At 71.0% G+C, this 19,024-nt stretch carries 18 protein-coding genes and 1 pseudogene; 5 read left to right on the top strand and 14 right to left on the bottom strand.

Annotated features, from left to right (window positions below; all coding sequences use genetic code 11):
- Window positions 1-10: 10 nt before the first annotated feature.
- A complete protein-coding gene (locus tag ACWD68_RS02580; RefSeq protein ID WP_451804680.1) occupies window positions 11-367 on the bottom strand; it encodes a PRC-barrel domain-containing protein in 357 nt (118 codons plus the stop codon).
- Window positions 351-1,307 carry a LysR family transcriptional regulator gene (locus ACWD68_RS02575; RefSeq protein ID WP_451804621.1) on the bottom strand — a complete coding sequence of 319 codons (957 nt, stop codon included), beginning with the start codon at window positions 1,305-1,307 and terminating at the stop codon, window positions 351-353. The genes ACWD68_RS02580 and ACWD68_RS02575 overlap by 17 nt, the downstream gene beginning before the upstream one ends.
- Before the next feature lie 115 nt (window positions 1,308-1,422).
- Here ACWD68_RS02575 and ACWD68_RS02570 point away from each other — a divergent pair, with 115 nt between their 5' ends.
- Complete coding sequence (locus ACWD68_RS02570; protein WP_451804620.1) at window positions 1,423-1,788, top strand: YybH family protein; 366 nt, start codon at window positions 1,423-1,425, stop codon at window positions 1,786-1,788.
- 121 nt (window positions 1,789-1,909) lie between these two features.
- On the opposite strand, the gene ACWD68_RS02565 is transcribed toward ACWD68_RS02570, so the two are convergent.
- Entirely contained in the window at window positions 1,910-2,332 is a 423-nt protein-coding gene (locus ACWD68_RS02565; RefSeq protein WP_451804619.1) for a pyridoxamine 5'-phosphate oxidase family protein, read from the bottom strand.
- 131 nt (window positions 2,333-2,463) lie between these two features.
- On the opposite strand from ACWD68_RS02565, the pseudogene ACWD68_RS02560 reads away from it, so the two are divergent.
- A pseudogene (locus ACWD68_RS02560) lies at window positions 2,464-3,933 on the top strand (molybdopterin-dependent oxidoreductase); the annotation flags it as partial.
- Window positions 3,934-4,037: 104 nt separating this feature from the next.
- Here the strand turns inward: ACWD68_RS02560 and ACWD68_RS02555 are convergent.
- From ACWD68_RS02555 to ACWD68_RS02540, 4 genes are all read right to left on the bottom strand, one after another.
- On the bottom strand, window positions 4,038-5,141 hold the full coding sequence (locus ACWD68_RS02555) for a sensor histidine kinase (protein WP_451804679.1): 1,104 nt from the start codon (window positions 5,139-5,141) through the stop codon (window positions 4,038-4,040).
- A 7-nt stretch (window positions 5,142-5,148) separates the two neighbouring features.
- Window positions 5,149-5,844 (bottom strand): response regulator transcription factor, encoded by a 696-nt coding sequence (locus tag ACWD68_RS02550; protein ID WP_451804618.1) that lies wholly within the window; start codon window positions 5,842-5,844, stop codon window positions 5,149-5,151.
- Between the two features lie 68 nt (window positions 5,845-5,912).
- Complete coding sequence (locus tag ACWD68_RS02545) at window positions 5,913-6,623, bottom strand: VanZ family protein (protein ID WP_451804617.1); 711 nt, start codon at window positions 6,621-6,623, stop codon at window positions 5,913-5,915.
- Window positions 6,624-6,737: 114 nt separating this feature from the next.
- Window positions 6,738-7,655, bottom strand: coding sequence for a LysR family transcriptional regulator (locus tag ACWD68_RS02540; RefSeq protein ID WP_451804616.1), 918 nt, complete (start codon window positions 7,653-7,655; stop codon window positions 6,738-6,740).
- 100 nt (window positions 7,656-7,755) lie between these two features.
- On the opposite strand from ACWD68_RS02540, the gene ACWD68_RS02535 reads away from it, so the two are divergent.
- Entirely contained in the window at window positions 7,756-8,799 is a 1,044-nt protein-coding gene (locus ACWD68_RS02535) for an NADP-dependent oxidoreductase (protein WP_451804615.1), read from the top strand.
- Between the two features lie 451 nt (window positions 8,800-9,250).
- On the opposite strand, the gene ACWD68_RS02530 is transcribed toward ACWD68_RS02535, so the two are convergent.
- From ACWD68_RS02530 to ACWD68_RS02510, 5 genes are all read right to left on the bottom strand, one after another.
- On the bottom strand, window positions 9,251-10,675 hold the full coding sequence (locus ACWD68_RS02530) for an FAD-dependent oxidoreductase (protein WP_451804614.1): 1,425 nt from the start codon (window positions 10,673-10,675) through the stop codon (window positions 9,251-9,253).
- Window positions 10,676-10,689: 14 nt separating this feature from the next.
- The gene (locus tag ACWD68_RS02525) at window positions 10,690-11,868 is read right to left on the bottom strand and encodes an MAB_1171c family putative transporter (RefSeq protein WP_451804613.1); all 1,179 of its coding nucleotides are present in this window, start codon (window positions 11,866-11,868) and stop codon (window positions 10,690-10,692) included.
- A gap of 64 nt (window positions 11,869-11,932) precedes the next feature.
- Window positions 11,933-13,111 carry an MAB_1171c family putative transporter gene (locus ACWD68_RS02520; RefSeq protein WP_451804612.1) on the bottom strand — a complete coding sequence of 393 codons (1,179 nt, stop codon included), beginning with the start codon at window positions 13,109-13,111 and terminating at the stop codon, window positions 11,933-11,935.
- On the bottom strand, window positions 13,108-13,614 hold the full coding sequence (locus ACWD68_RS02515) for a toxin (RefSeq protein WP_451804611.1): 507 nt from the start codon (window positions 13,612-13,614) through the stop codon (window positions 13,108-13,110). The genes ACWD68_RS02520 and ACWD68_RS02515 overlap by 4 nt, the downstream gene beginning before the upstream one ends.
- A gap of 459 nt (window positions 13,615-14,073) precedes the next feature.
- The gene (locus ACWD68_RS02510; RefSeq protein WP_451804610.1) at window positions 14,074-15,000 is read right to left on the bottom strand and encodes a helix-turn-helix transcriptional regulator; all 927 of its coding nucleotides are present in this window, start codon (window positions 14,998-15,000) and stop codon (window positions 14,074-14,076) included.
- A 255-nt stretch (window positions 15,001-15,255) separates the two neighbouring features.
- Between ACWD68_RS02510 and ACWD68_RS02505 the strand changes: the two genes are divergently transcribed.
- Window positions 15,256-16,233: an aldo/keto reductase gene (locus tag ACWD68_RS02505; protein ID WP_451804609.1), complete on the top strand. Its 978-nt coding sequence runs from the start codon at window positions 15,256-15,258 to the stop codon at window positions 16,231-16,233.
- A gap of 190 nt (window positions 16,234-16,423) precedes the next feature.
- Window positions 16,424-17,275: an aldo/keto reductase gene (locus ACWD68_RS02500; protein ID WP_451804608.1), complete on the top strand. Its 852-nt coding sequence runs from the start codon at window positions 16,424-16,426 to the stop codon at window positions 17,273-17,275.
- Window positions 17,276-17,363: 88 nt separating this feature from the next.
- On the opposite strand, the gene ACWD68_RS02495 is transcribed toward ACWD68_RS02500, so the two are convergent.
- Both ACWD68_RS02495 and ACWD68_RS02490 read right to left on the bottom strand, forming a co-directional pair.
- The gene (locus ACWD68_RS02495; protein WP_451804607.1) at window positions 17,364-17,732 is read right to left on the bottom strand and encodes a MerR family transcriptional regulator; all 369 of its coding nucleotides are present in this window, start codon (window positions 17,730-17,732) and stop codon (window positions 17,364-17,366) included.
- Window positions 17,733-17,848: 116 nt separating this feature from the next.
- Window positions 17,849-18,889: an MDR family NADP-dependent oxidoreductase gene (locus tag ACWD68_RS02490; RefSeq protein ID WP_451804606.1), complete on the bottom strand. Its 1,041-nt coding sequence runs from the start codon at window positions 18,887-18,889 to the stop codon at window positions 17,849-17,851.
- Window positions 18,890-19,024 lie beyond the last annotated feature (135 nt).

Genomic DNA, 19,024 nt, shown 5'->3' with positions numbered 1-19,024 from the left:
CTTCGGCGGATCAGCGACGGGCGAGGCGCCGCTCGCCCTTGACGCCCGTCATGTAGTCGAGTTCGTAGTGGGCGAAGACTCCCGGTTCGTCCTCGGCGGGCAGCACGCCGTCCGTGTCGATGGAGGGGGCCTTCTTCACCAGGTTCCTGTCGTGGGCGACCTTCAGGTACCCCGGCCCGACGGTCGCGCCGTCGAGAGGAACGAACACCAGGCGACGGCGCGTGGGCAGGCCCACCGTCACCGTCGCGAAGGAAGGGCTGTCGGTCGCCGTGTCGACGTAGACGGACTCGAGAACGCCGATCTTGTGGCCACCGGGGTCCACCACGTCGTGACCACGCCATTCGCGGATGTCACCTGCCTTGAACATCATGAACCTCCACAGGGGGGAGTACCCCCGATCGCGGACCTGATGCCCCGGTCGCCCGCGTCGGGCCGGTGAACGCCTGCCGGCTGTGGGCCAGGAACTCGCGCACGGCGGGGCTGGTCGTGCTTTTCCAGACCAGGGCGAGCAACGCTGGTGTCTCGGCGTCATCGATGGTGCGGGCGGTGAGACGGTCGCTGTGGCCCGCGGCCATGGAGGTGCTGAGGATGGCGGCGCCGAGACCGCGGGCGGCGAGGTCGGCGATGGCGTCCGCGACGCCGGCCTGCAACGCGATCACGGGTTGGAGGCCCTGTGCCGCGCAGGCGCGGTCCAGCGCGGAGCGCAACCCGGTGCCGGGCGGCATGCACACGATCGGATGGGCGACCACCTCGCGGAGAGTGACCCGCCGCTGTTTCGCCAAGGGGTGCCCGGCCGGGACCGCCACCACGAGCCGCTCGCTCGCGAGGGTGAGCGACTCCAGCCCATCCGGGTCGGCGGTCACGGTCCCGATGAGAGCCACGTCGACGGTGCCGGCGCGTACCTCCTCGACGAGCCGGTCGGAGTTGTGCTCCAGCAGCGAGAGCTCCACACCGGGATGCGCCCGGTGGAACGCGGCGAGGGCGTCGAACAGCGGCGTGAGAGTGCAGCCCATGACCATCCCGATCGTGAGCCGGCCCCGGATCAGGTCCGAGACCTCGCCCACCGCCTGGCCCACGGCCCCGGCCGCGGCGAGCGCGGCGCGGGCGTGTTCGAGCGCGGCCTTGCCCGCGGCCGTAAGGGTGGCGGTGCGCGCCGACCGGTCGAACAGATCGGCACCGAGCTCACGCTCCAGCCGGCGGATCTGAGCGCTGACACCGGGCTGGCTGATGTGGACTCGCTCGGCCGCCCGGGTGAAGCTCCGCTCCTCGGCGACCGCGACGAAGTACTCCAACTGCCTCAGTTCCATAACTGTCGATTCTAGCTTTCAGTGAATCCATCTATTGGACTTCTGATCGGCGTGCTACCACGCTGGGACTCGCGACCACGCCGGGACGCACCGAAACCGACGGCAGGAGGCACCCGTGCCGGAGTACGAGAAGGCCATGCGGCCCGAAGACATCACGCGCTTGTTCGTCGAACGGTCCAACGCCGGTGACGCTGCCGGAGTCGCCGCGCTCTATGAAGAGGACGCGGTGATTGCCTACCCGCCCGGTGGCCGGACGGTGGGCCGGGAGGCGATCCGGGCACTGTGGGAAAAGGTGCTGGCCAACCGTCCCCGCATCGAGCCGGAACAGCCGCTGCCGACACTGATCAGCGACGGCATCGCCCTCACCTCGACCCCGCCGAAGGACGGAGCCGGTGCCCGGGCGCAGGTCGTCCGGCGCCAGCCCGACGGCAGCTGGCTGCGCCTGCTCGACCAGCCCGAGTTCGTCACGCCCGTCCGCTGAGCCCCTTGTACAGGCCGGCCCGCGCAGGCCGGCCCGCGCAGGCCGGCCCGCGCAGGCCGGCCCGCGCAGGCCCGTCCGCGCGTCAGGAGGCGAAAGCCCGCCGCTGCCTCGGACTGCGGCGTCACTCCGTGCCGCGGGCTCCCCGCAGTTCGCGTCCGGTGACCATCTCGGATTCGATCCGCACGAACACGGCGTTCCGCAAAGGCATCCAAGAAATGAGGCCGACCTGCGACAGCCGCTCCCGGTCGGCGGGGTCCGTCATGACGGTGGCCCGTCCGGTGACGACCACACTCCAGCCGGACCGGGTCGCCGCGTCGAACTCGTCCGCCTCGAAGGCGACCACGACGCCGTCGACGGCGCGGACGAGATCCGAGTCCGCCGAGGTGCGCAGCAGGACGGAGGCGTCCGTGTCCAGGCGGAAGTTGACGGGAAGGACCGCGGGCAGCGCCTGTCGGGTGTACACCACGCGGCCGACCGGGACCTTGGCCAGGAGGCGCATGCACTCCTGCCGGTCGAGCTCGTGAAAGGCGTCGGACTGGGACATCGAACCATCGTCCCTCCGCGCGCCGGGACCGAGTAGGGCCGGTCGGCCCTACTCCCGGGCAGGCAGGGCTGCCGAACGGCGTTCGAGGGATCCGCCTTCTGCGGGTGAGGGCCCGAGGGCCCCGGCGAAACGCCGACCTGCCCGTCGCCTCGCCGCAGGTGTTCGGCGACCAGACCCGACGTGCCGGAGTCGGGGGACTGGTGGGACGCCGGATACCTGATCATGTGGGGTTCCAACCTGCCGGTGACGCGGACCCCGGACGCCCACTGGATGGCCGAGGCACGTTACCGCGGCCAGAAGGTCGTCGCGGTGGCGCCGGACTACGCGGACAACGTGAAGTTCGCCGACGAGTGGCTTCCCGCCCAGCCCGGCACCGACGGCGCCCTGGCCATGGGCCATGTGATCCTCCAGGAGTTCTTCGTCGACCGGCCGACGGAGTACTTCACGTCGTACGTGAAGCGGTACACCGACCTGCCGTTCCTGGTCACGCTCGACGAGTCCGGGGCCGAACCGGGCACCTACGAGCCGGGCAAGTTCCTGACCGCCGCCGACCTCGGTGGCGCGGCGGCCGAGGCCGAGCACGCGGAGTCCGCACCGTGCTGCTGGACGCGGCCACGGGAGAACCCGTGGTGCCGAACGGTACGCTCGGCGACCGCTACGGCGAGTCCGGGGCCGGAAGATGGAACCTCGACCTCGGCGACACCGACCCCTTGCTGTCCGTCGACGGCGCTGACGAGCCACCGGTCACGGTCGGCCTGCCCCGCTTCGACGCGCCGGACGGCAGCGCGGGACAACTGCGGCGCGGGGTGCCGGTGCGCCGGGTGGCCGGGCGTCTGGTGACCACGGTGTACGACCTGATGCTGGCCCAGTACGGAGTGGGCCGCGACGGCCTGCCCGGCCGGTGGCCGACGTCGTACGAGGACGCGGAGGAGCCGTACACCCCGGCCTGGCAGGCGGCGATCACGGGTGTGGACGCCGGGCGGGCGGCCCGTATCGCCCGCGAGTTCGCCGCCAACGCCGAGGAGTCCGGAGGTCGTTCGATGATCGTCATGGGGGCGGGCACCAATCACTGGTTCCACTCCGACACGATCTACCGTTCCTTCCTGACGCTGACCACCCTCACCCGCTGCCAGGGCGTCAACGGGGGCGGCTGGGCGCACTATGTCGGTCAGGAGAAGGTCCGCCCGATCACCGGATACTCGGCGATCGCGACCGCCGCCGACTGGAACCGGCCGGCCCGGCTCATGATCCAGACCGCGTACTGGTACCTGCACGCCGACCAGTTCCGCTACGACCCCTTCTCCGCGGACACCCTCGCGGCGGCCGGTCCCGGCAGGAGCGGCCCGTTCGCAGGGAAGACCACGGCGGACGTCATCGCCCAGTCGGCGCGGATGGGCTGGATGCCGTCCTACCCCACCTTCGACCGCAACCCGCTGGACCTGGCGGACGACGCCGACGCCGCGGGCCGTCCGGTCGCCGAGCATGTGGTGGACGAACTCAAGTCGGGGCGGCTGCGGTTCGCGGGTGAGGACCCGGACGCTCCGGAGAACTTCCCCCGGGTGCTGACCATTTGGCGGACCAACCTGCTGGGCTCCTCGGCCAACCGGCACCCGGGCACCGCGCCGCGGCTGGGAACGCACGGGGTAGTGAACGGCCCGTTCACCGGGCGTCCCGGAGGACCTGGTGGCCCCGCTCGGGGACGTGCCTACGGCGTGCCGGGAAGCCGGACCGTGACGAGGAGACCGCCGGAGGGCCGGGGGACGAGGTCGAGGGTCCCTTCGTGGGCGCGGACGATGCTCTGCACGATGGCAAGCCCGAGGCCGATGCCGACGTGCTCGTCGGTGCGGACGCGTTCCGTTCCGCGCTGGAAGGGTTCGGTGAGGGTCGGTACCAGTTCCGGCGGGAGCCGGCGGCCCGTGTTCTCGACCCTCAGCACGCTCGTGTCGCCGTGCGTCCCGGTGCGGACCGTCACGGTGCCGCCGGCGGGGAGGTTGTGGACGATGGCGTTCTGGACGAGGTTCGTCACCATCCGCATCAGGAGTTCCGCGGAGCCGCTGGTCCGGGCCGCCCCGCCGGTGACGTCGAGGGTGATCCGGCGCTGTTCGGCGAGGGGAAGCAGCGTTTCGGCGGCTTCTTCGGCGATGAGGGAGAGGTCGACGCTCTCGCGGGTGACGTTTCCGCGGTCGCCGCGGCTGAGCAGCAGGAGGGCCTCGGTGAGGTCGATCGCCCGCGTATTGACAGCCTGCAGGCGTTCGATGAGTTCGCCCCGGTCCCGCGTGGGGTCCTTGCGGGCGACGTCGAGGAGCGTCCGCGAGATCGCCAGCGGGGTGCGCAGCTCGTGGGAGGCGTTCGCCGCGAAACGTCGCTGTTCGGCGACGTGGGACTCGAGCTGTCCGAGCATCGAGTCGAAGGCGTCGGAGAGTTCACGGAATTCGTCCTGGCGGCCCTTCATACGGATCCGGTGGGACAGCGACCCGTTCCCGGCCGTCCGTGCCGCATCCGTGATCTGTGTGAGCGGTGCGAGCATCCGGCCGGCGAGGATCCACCCTCCCACGAGGCCGAGCACCAGCAGGAACGCCAGTACGGCGGCTGCCCTCGGAGCGAAGACGTGCAGGAGGTTGGACCGGATGGGAAAGACACCAGAGGTGGGGGTGTCGGTGGACCCGGGGACGATGAGTGCGCGATCGGGGACGTAACGCAGGAGGAACACCCACACCGCCGCGAGCAGCAGGACGCCGGCCAGCATGAGGAATCCGGCGTAGCTGAGGGTGATCTTGAAGCGAACGCTCAACCCGGGCGCTCTGTCCACGGGCGCTCTATCCACGGTCTCCTCCCTCGCGTCCGGCCTCTGCTTGCGTGTCGATGCGGTAGCCGACGCCGGGCACCGTGGCGATGACCCATGGTTCGCCGAGCCGTTTGCGCAGTGCGGAGACGGTGATGCGCACGGCGTTCGTGAGGGGGTCGGCGTTCTCGTCCCAGGCCCGTTCCAGCAGCTCCTCGGCGCTGATGACCCCTCCCTCGGCGGCGACGAGGACTTCCAGCACGGCGAACTGCTTGCGGGTGAGTGCGACGTAGCGTCCGTCGCGGAAGACCTCCCGGCGGAAGGGATCGAGCCGCAGGCCCGCGATCTCGCGGACCGGGGGCCGGGCGTACGCGCGCCTGCGGTCGAGCGCCCTCAGCCGCAGGACGAGCTCCCGCAGCTCGAACGGTTTGGTGAGGTAGTCGTCGGCGCCGAGCCCGAACCCGGAAGCCTTGTCGTCGATCCGGTCGGCAGCGGTGAGCATGAGGATGGGGATGCCGCTGCCGGAGGCGACGATGCGCCGGGCGACCTCGTCCCCGGAGGGGCCGGGGATGTCGCGGTCGAGGACCGCGAGGTCGTAGGAGTTGACGCTGAGCAGTTCCAGGGCGGAGTCACCGTCGCCGGCGATGTCGGCGGCGATCGCCTCCAGCCGCAGACCGTCACGGACGGCCTCGGCCAGGTAGGGCTCGTCCTCCACGATCAGTACGCGCATGTCCGAAGCCTAAGCAGCACAACATATCGCCGACGTATGCGAAGACGCGTGCATACCGGACAGGAGCCTCAGCCTGCCGGTGTCAGCACGGGGCGAGGCCGGTCCGACGGCGCTTCCGCCGTCGTGCGCCACCAGCGGCGCGACGCCAGCGCGGCCAGCACGGCGCCGGCGGCGTTGACCAGTACGTCGTCCACGGAGGACACCCGGTCCAGCCACAGGACGTACTGCGCGACCTCGACCAGTACCGAGCAGCCCGCCCCGAGCGCCAGGATCCGCGGCACGGACGCCGCCGCCGCGAACCGCATCGGGGCGAAGAACCCCAGCGCCGCGAAGACCAGCAGGTTGCCGACGATCCCGCCCGGCCCCATCGTCACCAGATCCCGCAGCGGTACCAGGCTCACCCGCCGGGGAGCGACGCCGGGCCCGCCGCCCGGCATCATGGTCATCCACAGGAACGGCACCGTCCCGTGGACCATGCCCACCTCGGCCAGCGACTTCCGCCACGCCCACGCCGGCGGCACGCCGGCGGCACGCCGACGGCGCGCCAGAGCCCACACCACCAGGGCGGACAACGGCAGCGCGACCAACGTCATGAGCACCACACCGTTGAACGTGTCGAAGCAGCCGTGCCACCGCCCGGCCATGCACATCGGAGCGGACATCATGAGCGGCCGCCGTACGACGAACACGGCGCCCGCCATGCCGAGGATCGCAAGGCTGAGAAGCACGATCCTGCGTGTGCGGCCGGGCGGTGCCGACGGGGAGGGGCTGTGGTCCATGCCCTCATTGGAGACGGAGGGCCGTTGCGGTGGCGTATGCGATTTTCGATACGCCCGCGATACACGGAGTCCCCGCCATCAAGGAACGGGCCCATGGCCTCCCAGGTGAGCTGATCAAGCTCCGGAGCCGGGAAGGCACACGCCCCGCGATCCCGTCGCCCGCAGTTCTCTGACCAAGGCGCGTACGACTGCCGATCCGGCCAGTTCGGAGGTGGTGACGTAGCCGACCTGGCGTGTCGGGCCTTCGGGGCCGAGGTCGGTGATTCCGACCGAGGTCGGTGCGGCGGTTAGGGAGAGTGCGGGCATGATCGCCATTCCGTGGCCTCCGCTCACCAGGGAGAGCACCGCTCCGTCGTCCTCGGCCTCCACGGTAGCCGTGGGGATCCAGTCCTGAGCGGACCACCAGTCGCGAGTGTACGAGCCGCAGTTCTCGGCCCAGTCGACCAGCGGCAACGAGCGCGGGGTGGTGTGGCCCGCCGCGTGCACCAGGGCGTACGGCTCTTCGAAGAGTCCGCTCGCGATCAGACCCGGTGGCAGCGGCGCGGAGCCGCCCAGTGTGGCGATGCCTATGTCGGCCTTCCCGTCGGCCACTTCGCCCGCGGTGCCGCGTCCCACCTCGCGGACGATCCGCACCCGCGGTTCGATGCCGGGGTGCCGGGACCGCAGCCGCCGCAGGACAGGCGGCAGCAGGTGGAGAGCGGCGCTGCGGAAAGCCACGATCCGCAGAATGCCCTCCGCGGCATCGGGCCGGGCCGCGCCACGTGCCTCGGCCGTCAGGACGTCGAGCAGGCGGAGGACGCGGCGGGCGTGCGCGACGGCCTTGGCCCCGGCCGGGGTGGCGCGGGCGCCGGTGCGGCCACGGTCGAAGAGGACGGTACCGATCTTGCGCTCGCTGCCGCGAACCGAGTGGGAGACCGCGGACTGGGTCAGACCGAGTGTGCCGGCCGCGGCGGAGAAGCCGCCGGTGTCCGCGACCGCCACCAGGACGCGGAGTTCGTGCGGGGCAAGATCGGAGTCGATCGTGCGGGCCACGGGGCGCTCACCTCAACGTATGAGAAGTACTCATGGAACGGTGTGTCGCATGAGCCCAACCGTCTGCCCCGGCGGCCCATTCCCGCCCTACGGTCCGGACATGAACGAGACCGCGCTCACCGTGCACCAGACCGCCCGTCCTCACGGCTTTCCCACCGCCGAACACTTCGCCTTCGTCGAGTCCACGCTTCCCGAACCCACCGTCGGGAGCGCGCTCGTGGAGAACCTCTACTGGTCCGTCGACCCCTACCACCGCGAGATGATGGACGACGTGCCCGGCGGCTTCGTGCTCGACGCACCGCTGGAAGGCCGCACCATCGGGCGGGTGATCGGCTCACGCACGCCCCAACTGGCCGAGGGCGAGATCGTGTTCCACCGGCAGGGCTGGCGGACTCACGCGGTGGTCACCCCTCAGGAGATCCGGCGGCTGCCCCGCTTCCAAGGGGTGCCCCTGACCGCTTACCTGAGCACCCTCGGAGGTACCGGCCTGACCGCCTATGTGGGGCTGACCCGGATCGCCCGGCTCCAGGAGGGGGAGGACCTGTTCGTGTCGGCTGCCGCGGGCGGGGTCGGCACGGCGACCGGGCGCTTCGCCCGACTCCTCGGCGCCGGACGGCTCGTGGGCAGCGCGGGCTCCGAGGCGAAGGCCGGCCACCTCATGCGGGAGGTGGGCTACGACGCCGTCTTCGACTACCACGACGGACCCGCCGCCGACCTGCTCGGCAAGGCCGCGCCGGGCGGCGTCGACGTGTTCGTCGACAACGTCGGCGGCGAGCAACTGGCCGCGGCGATAGGGGTACTGCGCGAGTTCGGACGCATCGTCCGCGTCGGCACGATCAGCCAGTACAACACCCCCGACGCACCGGCGCCCCGCTTCAACCACGCGGACATCGTGGAGAAGAGCCTCCGCATGGAGGGCTTCCTGGTCAGCAACTACCGCGACGTGCAGCAGGAGTTGTACGACTTCGCCGTACCGCATCTGCAGAGCGGACGACTCGCACTGGACGAAGCGGTGGTCGACGGGTTCGAGGGCATCGTCCACGCGTTCCTGGGCATGTTGCGGGGCGAGAACACCGGCAAGATCATCGTGCGGGATCACACACAAGCGAGCCGGCGAACCGGTACCCGGGCTCCGGGGGCATGAGGCTCATGCCGGGCCGCATCCGTCTCGAACCCGTCGCGCAGCCGCAGCCGCAGCCGCTGCCGTACGCCTTGCGCGCCGTACTGCCCGTGCCGTTCCGGATCCGACCGCGGCGCAGGGGTGCCGCGAGGCCGGCCGCGGACGGTCCGCGGCCGTGCGCCCGCTATCCCACCCGCGCAGCGGCCGCCCCGCGGTACTGCTCGGCCTGCGTTCCGGCCGGCTCCCGCTGGGCGGAGGGATCATCCGTGCGGAGCCGCTCCTCTGCCTCCGTCCGGCAGGCCGGCTCGTAGTCCGGGCGGCGAGCACCTCCAGGGCCCCGTCCAACCGGACGGCCGCGACGTGGGCCAGCGCTTCCCCCGGTGTGTCGAACATGCTGTCCACGATGCCTCTGGATGACGGCTCGGTCTGTCGGCCAGTCCCTGCGTGCTGAAGCCAAGAGGCGGGGCCCACGTCCCTACGCGGGCGTGGACGACGGGGCTCCCTCTCCGGAGGTGGTGTCGAGGGCGTCGAGGAGCTCGCGTTCACGTGGTGTCAGAGGGGGCTCCGACAGAGGGGGCAGCGGGGAACCGGTGAGGGCGGCGAGCACGGTTTTGGGGCGCAGCAGACGGGTGGGGCCCGCTTTGAGGCCGGTCACATCCCACAGAGCGGTCGCGGCGGTGTACGAACCGGTCGCGGCCTTCATGAGGCGGCGTGTGTACCGGCCGGCCACGCGGTCGGCTGCGGTCCGCTTCCCGCCGCGGACCTCCGGGTACATCCCGTCCTGGCCGACCGCGACACTCCACGCCGTCTCGACGAACTTGGCGGCGGCGCGCTGCACCTTGCGGGCGAGGCCGGGGGTGGCCAGGTCGGCATTCTCCAGCTGGTGCCGGAGGGCCTGGGCGCCGAGTGCCGCCACCGACATGCCCTGCCCGTAGGCGGGGTTGAAGGTGGCGAGCGCGTCGCCGAGGACGACGAGGCCGTCCGGCCACGCCCGCGCCTTTTCCAGGTAGCGCCGGGAGTTGCTCGTGCTGTGGCTGACGAACACGTCGGTGAGGGGCTCGGCTCCGGAGATGAGCCGGCCCACGATGGGGTGAGGGAGGTCGAGGGTGTACCGCAGGAAGCCCTCCGGATCGGCCGGGGGCTCTCCGCCCCGGGAGCCCGCGAGGCTGACCATCCAGCGGTTGCCCTCGATGGGGACGATCACCGCGCTGCGGCCCGGCCGGAACACGTAGGGGTTGGCCTGCACCATGGTCAGCGGGAAGTCTTCCGCCCCTGGCGGGGTGCGGTAGATACGGGTGGCGTTGACGAGACCGGAGTCGACGTTCTTCTCGTCTATGCCGGTGATGCCGAGGTCGGTCAGCCAGGTGAGGATGCGCGAGCCGCGTCCGCTGGCGTCGACGACGATGTCGGCGTCGAGTTCCGAGGGTCCTGTGGGTGTGTCCACGCGGACGCCGTGGACGCGCTGGGCGCTGCCGGTCAGTTCGGCCACCTGCGCGGTGCGGATCTCGACGTTGCCCGTGTTGTCGGTGACCGCCGATCGCACGGCCCAGTCCAGGAGTGCCCGACTGCAGGTGATCATGTGGTGGTCGCTCTGCCGCCAGCGGCGGAACCAGCCTTCCGGGCTCAGGGTCACCACGTCCGAGCTGAGCGATATCTCGTGGGCACCAGCGGCGAGGAGGTGATCCCTGATGCTGATCTTCGGCACCAGGTACTCCATGGCGGCCAGCCCACCGGGCAGCAGAAGGTGCGCGTGACGTCCTTGAGGGACCCCCTTCCGGTGCTCCGGCCCGTCGGGCAGGTCGTCGCGGTCCAGCACGATCACCTCGTCGACGAGAGGGGACAGCGCCGCCGCCGCCAGTACACCGCCCAGTCCGGCTCCGATGACGACAGCTCTACTCATGGTGCTCCTTGAATTCAGTCACGGAATGCTGTCACCGATCCCTGACGGGCTGCGGCGACGAGGGGCGATTGGCCCATGGCCTGGGCGAGTTCCACCAGTCCCGTCGTGCCGAGGGCGTTGGTGGCGTGCAGGCGGTAATCGCTGGGTTCTTTGAGCTGGTCGTCATCGGGGGTGTCCGCCTGCCGTGCGGCGTCGGCGAGCATGGCCGCCTCCGCTACCACGCGGGCCTGGCTGGGGGACAAGCCCGCGTCGAGCGCCGTGGCCAGCGAGATCCGGCGCACCCGGTCGTCGAAGAGGGGGGCCAGGGCGAGGAGGGCGTCGTGAATGGATACCTCCAGCCATTGGAGCCGCGCGTGCGGGAGTTCCCACCAGGAGGGCGAAGGCTTCGGGACGGTCGCTGCCCGCTTCACCTCCTTCCACAGGGGAGTCAGCCTGCGGTAGTCGGTCAGACTGCGCCAGTGGGTGATGGCCGGCGGCAGGAGTCTGGGGAGCGTGAAGCCGGCGGAGCAGAACAGCGCGCCGAGGGAGACCACGGGCGGGGCGACCGTCGTGGAGAGCACGTCGAGGTCGTGGCCCAGCCACCGCGCCACCACAGCGGTGATCTTGGCGATCTCGAAACCGACGACGTCCAGCAGCAGGCCGAGGAGGATGAGGCGAAGTCCCGTGCGGAGCGGGCCCGTCACCTCGCGCAGCCATGTCACGCACACGGCACTCATCACGAGGGCGCAGGCACCGTGGCCGACCAGGTACAGCACGATCATCTCGCGCATGTACGGCGTGTTCGCGTAGTAGGTGTCGAGATCGTTGAGTCTCTCGGTACGCGCGTCCGCCAGGGTGAAGAGGACGATGATGGCGGCGATCAGCAGGCCGTAGACGACGATGGCGTGCAGCGTGCTGCGCCTGACCCGTTCGGGCGGACCGCCTCTCCACTGGATCAGCAGAATGATCACGGAGCAGCTGTATGCGGAGATCATGCTGTACGTCAGCGGGGCACCGAAGTTGGGTATGCCGGTGAGGCGGTTGACCGCGGACAGGGTGACGGGTGCGGAGCACGTGAAGCAGACCGCACCGATCGAGACGGCGGCACAGGTGGAGGCGGTCAGCGGATTGCGCAGCGCCGTGCGCGGTCGGCGGAACAGCAGGACGGCGGACAGGGCTAACAGCCCGGCCGCCAGGTAGACGACAAGACTCATCGGTGAGAACTCCGTTCAGCGCCCCGTGCGGTGGAGAACGGCGCTGATGCCGGCGCCGTATGGTTCATACGGCGCCCCGGGTGGCCGTCCTGCGGTGAGTTCGCGTGCCCGCGACGGTGCCGGCCGCGGACAGAGCCTCGGCGATACGGACGAGAGCCGAGGCATCCGGTGCCGGGAGCCTGCGGCCGGCCCCCTGCGAGGAGTCGGGAGCCGGCTGCCCGCTTCGCTCGTCCCTCATGGCCGCCGCGATGATGGCGGCCCAGCCCGCGGCCTGGGCCCGCTCCTGGTCGCCGGTCGCTCGCAGCGCGGCGTCACGGGTCTGTTCGTACAACTCACGGCTGAACAGCGTGTCGAGGTGGCTCAGGGCGTTGTGGATGCTGGTCTGGCGCCAGATGAGCAGGGTGGCGGGCGAGGACGGCCGTGGGCGTGGCAGCCGCAGACTGCGGCGCGTCAGCACGTCGTCCAGTTCTTGTTCGAGCGGCGCAAGGCGCACGTAACTGCGCCAGGAGAGGAGCCAGACCGTCAGGCCGGGCCCGGCCCAGGGGACGAGGATCCCCGTGACCGTCAGCAGAGCGCTGAGGCCCGCGAATCCGGGCGACAGTTCCGTGTCCAGTGCCGACCAGTCCGGGCCGCACCAGCGTGCGACGACAGCCGTGAGCTTGGAGACGCTGTACCCGGCACCGACCACCGTCCCGGCCCCCATGGCCAGCAGGCCCGCGCGGAGCCAGCCGCGGACCTCGCGCGCCCAGCGCAGTGACCACATCGCCGTCGTCACCACGGCGGCCAGGTGAGCGAGCAGATACAGCACGATCATCTCGGCGGTGAAGGGGGTCGTCGCGTAGTACGTGTCGAAATCGGTGCGACGCTCCAAGGGCGTGTCCCCGAGCGCGAACAGCACGGCGATGACGACGAGGACGAGGGAGTAGCCGCTCATCAGACAGCGGACGATCCGGCGGACATGCGATCCGCCCTGCCAGTAGACGATCAGCACCAGCGACATGGCGCTGTAGGCGGTGATGGACGCATAGGTCAGCGGCGCGGCGAGATTGGGGATGCCGCTGACGCGGTTGATCGCCCCTACCGTGGGCGGTGCGCCCAGAAGGAAGCACAGGCTGGCGAGAGCCATGACCGTACAGATGACGCGCAGGATGGGATCACGCCAGTGGCGTACGAGATCGGGCGCCCGCACCGTGAGGCCGAGCCACAGCACGCCGCAGCTCACATAGTTGATCAGACCGCTCATCGTCGTGTCCCGCGGTAGTTGAGGGCAGCCCCGATGCGGCTGGCGAGGTCGCCGGCGCCATCGGCCCCGGACGCGAGGACGGAGTGGTCGGATGCCTCGAGCAGCGCTCTGAGACGTCGCCCGAGCAGCATGCCGAACAGGTCGGCATCCTGCTCGGCCCGCAGGCTGAAGTCCGTGCGGGCGGCGGCCGGTTGGGAGTCCTGGGGAACGCCCAGCTGGTGCGGTGGTGCCGCGTGTCCCTGGCTCATGTGCCACACCTCGTGACCGAAGATCACGACCTGGTGCCACAGGGCGGCGCGCTCCTCGATGATGACGTCGTCGTAGGTGTCGCGCTCGAGCCAGAGCCCGGTCGCGGTGTTCGGGGGGAAGGCGGCCTTGTGGACGAGGACCTCGCGTCCCCGCCACTCGTTGACCGACGTGACGAGCGCGGCGAACAACTCCTCGGGGTCCGCGGGAAGCTTCACCCGGATGGGATCGATGAGCGCGTCGGCAAGCCTGCGCATCTCCTTGTTCCTACGCACCATTCTCCCCGTGGTCTCTTCCGGTTCCGGGCGGCGCGACGCTCTGCCCCAAGCGCCTGAGGACGTCGCCCGGTCGCCGTCGGGCGCAAGATCGATGAGGGTGGCTCACGGCTGGCTACGCTCGCCGTTCGGCGAGTTGGGCGTGAGGATCCGCTGCCACCGAGCCTTCTCCAGGGCGCTTGCAGTGATGAGGAGTTGAGGTCTACGGGAGACTATCCGGCCTCGCCCGGGATGTTAAGTTTTCCCGCACCTCTCGGTGGGCGCAGGGCTGGTCGGAGGCTGTCCTGAGCCGGCTGGGTCTCGTTGGCCAGGCGCTGGTGGGCTGCCGAATCACCCCGGGTCCAACAGCGGCCGGCCGGACATCACTTGATCGTCCCGGCGAGTGCACACGCCCTCCCGCGCCGTCGGTGGCATCCGGCGTTCCGCGCGGGCAGGCGGGCGTCAGGGCCGGTGGTGGGACGAGCTCTGGTCCGACGGAGTGGAGTGCGGGGCCGACGGGGGCGCGGTCATGTCGAGCAGGAGCAGGGCGTCGTGGTCGGGCGTGCCGGGTTCGGCGGTGTAGACGCCGAGGCGCTGGCCGGGGGTGCCTTCCAGATGCATGGACTGGGGGACGAGGCTGATCGTGCCGACGTGAGGATGGTGGAACGTCTTGTGCACGGGTTTGCGGCCGGTCACCTCGTAGCGCTCCCAGAGTTTCGCGAAGTCGGGGCTCTTGAGCAGGAGTTCGCCGACGAGGTTGGTCAGGTCGGGGGCGTCGGGCGCGGTGCCGGCCATGGCGCGCAGCCGGGCGACGCAGGAACGGACCTGGTTGTCCCAGTCGGGGAAGAGCTCGTGGGCGGTCGGGTGGAGGAAGAGGTAGCGCGCGAGGTTGCGCTGCTTGGCGGGCCAGTCGTCCAGGCCCGCGTACAACGCCAGTCCACCCGGGTTCCAGGCGAGGACGTCCATGCTGCGGCTGACGATGTAGGCGGGGTTGGGCCGCATGGCCTCGAGGAGCAGTCTGAGGTGCGGGCGCACGGTGCGACTCGGTGGGGGCGGCGGCTCGGGGGCGTACCGCGCGGCGCGGGCGGCCAGCTCCCGCAGGTGCTGGTGCTCCTGGTCGTCGAGCTGGAGGGCGCGGGAGAGCGAGTCGAGGACGGCGGGGCTGGGCCGGGTCTCCTTGCCGCGCTCCAGGCGTACGTAGTAGTCGATGCTGATCCCGGAAAGCGTCGCGAGTTCCTCCCTGCGCAGCCCCGGAGTGCGGCGCAGCCCGGTGCCGACCGTGAGACCGACCTGCTCCGGTGTGGTCTGCGTACGCCGGGCCCGCAGGAACCGGCCCAGCTCCGCGCCCTCGCTTCCGCCGCCGCTGGTGGGAGTGTGCTCAGGTGCCATGACTTCAGTGTCACACCGCACTGATCTGCTCGGCGGCGTGGTGGGGGGCCCTGCCATTACCCCCGAAGAGCTCGGCCTGCCACAGGGACCGAAAGCGCGCGAGGGTGGGATCCAGGACGCCCCGCGGGGTCCGTGAGCACGGCCGCGGTGCGGGCCGGAAGCCGGACCAGTGCCCAGGAGTCGCCCACAGCGGGCGCGGGCCGGGTGACGGGGCCACAGTGGAACCGCCGAAAGGCGAGGAACCGGAGAGAGCGAATGCGCTACATCAAGCTGCGTGACCTGGAGGTTTCCCGGATCGGTCTCGGCGCGATGGGAATGTCCCACGGCTACACCGGCTCCGGGACCGACGAGGCGGAGTCCATCCGCACGGTGCACCGGGCCCTGGAGCTGGGGGTGACGTTCATCGACACCGCCGAGATCTACGGCCCGTACACCAACGAGGAACTGCTCGGCCGGGCGCTGAAGGGCCACCGCGACCAGGTCGTGCTGGCGACGAAGTTCGGTCTGGTCTCGCACGCCGGACAAGGGCCCTGGAGCCTGGACAGTGGCCCGGCCAACATCCGCACGGCCGTCGAGGGCTCGCTCGAGCGCCTGGGCACCGACCACATCGACCTGTACTACCAGCACCGCGTCGACCCGAACACGCCCATCGAGGAGACCGCCGGCGCAATCGGCGAGCTGGTCGCCGAGGGCAAGGTCCGCGCGTTCGGCCTGTCCGAGGCGGGCCCGGAGACCATCGGTCGCGCCCACGCCGTGCACCCGGTCACCGCGGTCCAGTCGGAGTACTCGCTGTGGACCCGTGGACTGGAGGACCGGGTGCTGCCGGTGCTGCGCGAGCTGGGCATCGGCCTGGTTCCCTTCTCGCCACTCGGGCGCGGCTTCCTGACGGGCACGATCCGTTCCGCCGACGAGTTCGACGAGTCCGACTTCCGGCACGGCAACCCGCGTTTCACCGGCGAGAACTTCCAGCGCAACCTGCGGATCGCCGACGAGGTCCAGGCCGTCGCCGCCGAGGCCGGTGCCACCGCGGCCCAGGTCGCGCTGGCCTGGCTGCTCGCCCAGGGCGACGACATCGCGCCCATCCCCGGCACCAAGCGGGTCCACCGGGTCGAGGAGAACAGCGCAGCCGACGCCGTCCGGCTGACCGACGAGCAGCTCACGCGGCTCGGGAGTCTGCCCCCGGCCGCCGGCGAGACCCACACGGAGGCCGGGCGCCAGATGCTCGAACGCTGACCAGGCCCTTCGTCCCGTCCGCCGCCCGGAAGGGCGGTCCAGCACCCGGCCGCTTCTTCGACCCGGAGCCTCGGCCTCGACCAGATACCGCACGCCTACCGGGCCACCCCGCCGGCCCTCGATCGACCGCACACCGCCCGGCTCCCTTCCATCCACCACACACACACCCGAACAGCAAGGAAAGATCCCCATGCAGACCGTCACGCTGAACAACGGTGTCGAGATGCCCGTCCTCGGCTTCGGCGTCTACCAGATTCCGCCGGAGCAGACCGAGCAGGCCGTCACCGAAGCCCTCGCCGCCGGATACCGCCTGCTCGACACCGCCGCCGCCTACGGCAACGAGGAGGCCGTCGGCCGTGCCATCAAGGGCAGCGGCATTCCGCGCGAGGACCTGTTCGTCACCACCAAGCTGTGGGTCCAGGACGCGCCCGCGGAGGAGAACACCCGGCGCGCCTTCGACGACTCTTTGCGCAAGCTCGGCCTGGACCACCTCGACCTGTACCTGATGCACCAGCCGTACGGCGACGTCTACGGCCAGTGGCGCGCCATGGAGACCCTCAACCGTGAGGGCCGTGCCAAGGCGATCGGCGTCGCCAACTTCTACCCCGACCGCCTCGTCGATCTGATCGCCAACAACGAGATCACGCCCGCCGTCGACCAGATCGAGACCCACCCGTTCTTCCAGCGGGTCGCCGACCAGGTCCTCATGCGCGAGCACGGCGTCCAGATCCAGTCCTGGGGCGGCTTCGCCGAGGGCAAGAACGACCTGTTCAGCAACCCGCTGTTGAGCGAGATCGGTGAGAAGCACGGCAAGTCCGTGGCACAGGTCGTGCTGCGCTGGCTGACCCAGCGCGAGGTCGTGGCGATCCCCAAGTCCGTCCCCGCCGAGCGCATGGCGGAGAACATCGACATCTTCGACTTCGAACTCACCGGCGAACAGATGGCCGCCATAGCCGGCCTGGACACCGGAGAGACCCTGTTCTTCGACCACCACGACCCGAAGATGGTCACGTGGCTCGCCAAGCGACGCCTGGACGCCTGAACCGGCCGGAGCACAGGGCGGAGGACGCGGATGTCCCGGCGCGAGGACAGAGGGACATCCGCTCACGCGGCAGGTCGTGCACGCACGGTCACTCGGTGTCGCCCGTCCGCCCCGCCAGACGGGCGCGCACCCTGGTCAGGCGGTCGATCTCGGCGTCGAGGGCGGCAAGCCTGCGGTGCACGACCCCGGCACCGGGCCCGGCCGGGTCCCCCGTGCACCGCCGACGCGGCTCGTCGACGAGGAGCTGGACGCGGTCGCCCAGGCCGCACAGGTCTTCCACCGTGAGCCCGAGAGCGAGCAGCTCCCGGATGACCTTGACCCGGGCCACCTCGGCCGGACCGTACTCACGCTGACCCGCGGCCGTGCGCCGCGGCGGTGGCAGCAGACCGCGCTCCTCGTAGAACCGCAGTGCGCGTGGCGTCGTACCCGCCGCTCCCGCCGCATCCCCGATCCGCATCCCGCTTCTCGCCCCCACCCTGTGCCGTGCTGCTGTGCTGCTGTGCTGCCGTGCTGCCGTGCTGCCGTGCTGCCGAGCGGCGCCGGAGCCTGCGGCACGAGGTAGCCGTCCCGCGGTCATCCCGGCGGGAGTTCCACGACGACGGTTCCGATGTGCCGCCCCTCGAACAGTTCCTGCAACGCCCAGGGTGCCCGATCGATGCCCGGGATCCGTGCGTACGGGAAGACGATGGAGCCGGAGCGCAGCCAGTCGCCGAACTGTTTGTTCCACTCCTCGGCCGCTTCGCCGAGATCCGCGCTGCTGAATCCGCGCAAGGTGACCCCCAGCGTGATGACGCGGAAGGTGTCGATCTCCGCCGGTGCGTCGCCGCCGTCGCGCCCCGGTTCGGGCGACAGCTGCCCGGAGAGCGCGCCGACCAGTGCGAACCGCGCGCCGCGGCGAGCCGCACCGATCGCCGCGGTCAGCTGCTCGCCGCCGACCGTGTCCAGCAGTACGTCGATGCCGTCCGGCGCCGCCGCTGCCAGTTGCTCGGCGAACGGAGCCGCGCCCGTCACCACCACGGCGTCGTAGCCGAGTTCGGCCCGGAGCCGTTCAGCCTTGTGCGGTGAACGGGTGCTGCCGACGACCCGCGCGGCGCCCAGCAGCCGCGCCACCTGCCCGGCCAGGCTGCCCACGGCTCCCGCGGCTCCGGTGACGAGAACTGTGTCGCCGGGGCGGAGTGCGGCGAGCCGGGTCAGCGCCGCGAAGGCGGCGACCCCCGACGACAGGTACGCCACGGGGTCGGGCAGCGCATTGCCCAGGGGTGCGCACTCGGCCTCGGGCAGCAGCGCGTGTTCGCGCCAGCCCAGCAGGTGCGTCACCTGGTCACCGGGGCGCAGCCCGCTGCCGGGGCCGACGGCGACGACCTCGCCGACGGCGGGGCCGAACAGGGCGTCACCGACATGGAGGGGAGGCAGTGGCACACCCTCGGGTTCACCCCCGATGAGGGTGCGCAGCCCTGGGAAGACGAGGAAGTACCGGTTACGGACGATGACTTGGCCCGGTCCGGGTGAGGGGAGCGGGGTCTCCACGAGGGCGAAGTGTTCGGGGCGGGGGAGGTGTTCGGGCGCGTGGACGAGCCGGATCTCCCGGGTCGTGGGCGGCGGTTCGGCGGTCATCGAGCGACTCCAGGCGTCGGGTGGGAGGGTGGACGGGAACCGGTGCGGGGCACGGCTGCGGACGCCGGGCTGGGGCGGCCGGCTGCGACCGTCGGGCCGTACCGGACCTGCCGGCCGTACCGGTCGACGCACGCT

The organism is Streptomyces sp. NPDC005141, from assembly GCF_053599975.1.
The sequence above is the reverse complement of the archived record's forward strand: the minus strand, read 5'-3'. Positions and strand labels throughout refer to the sequence as shown.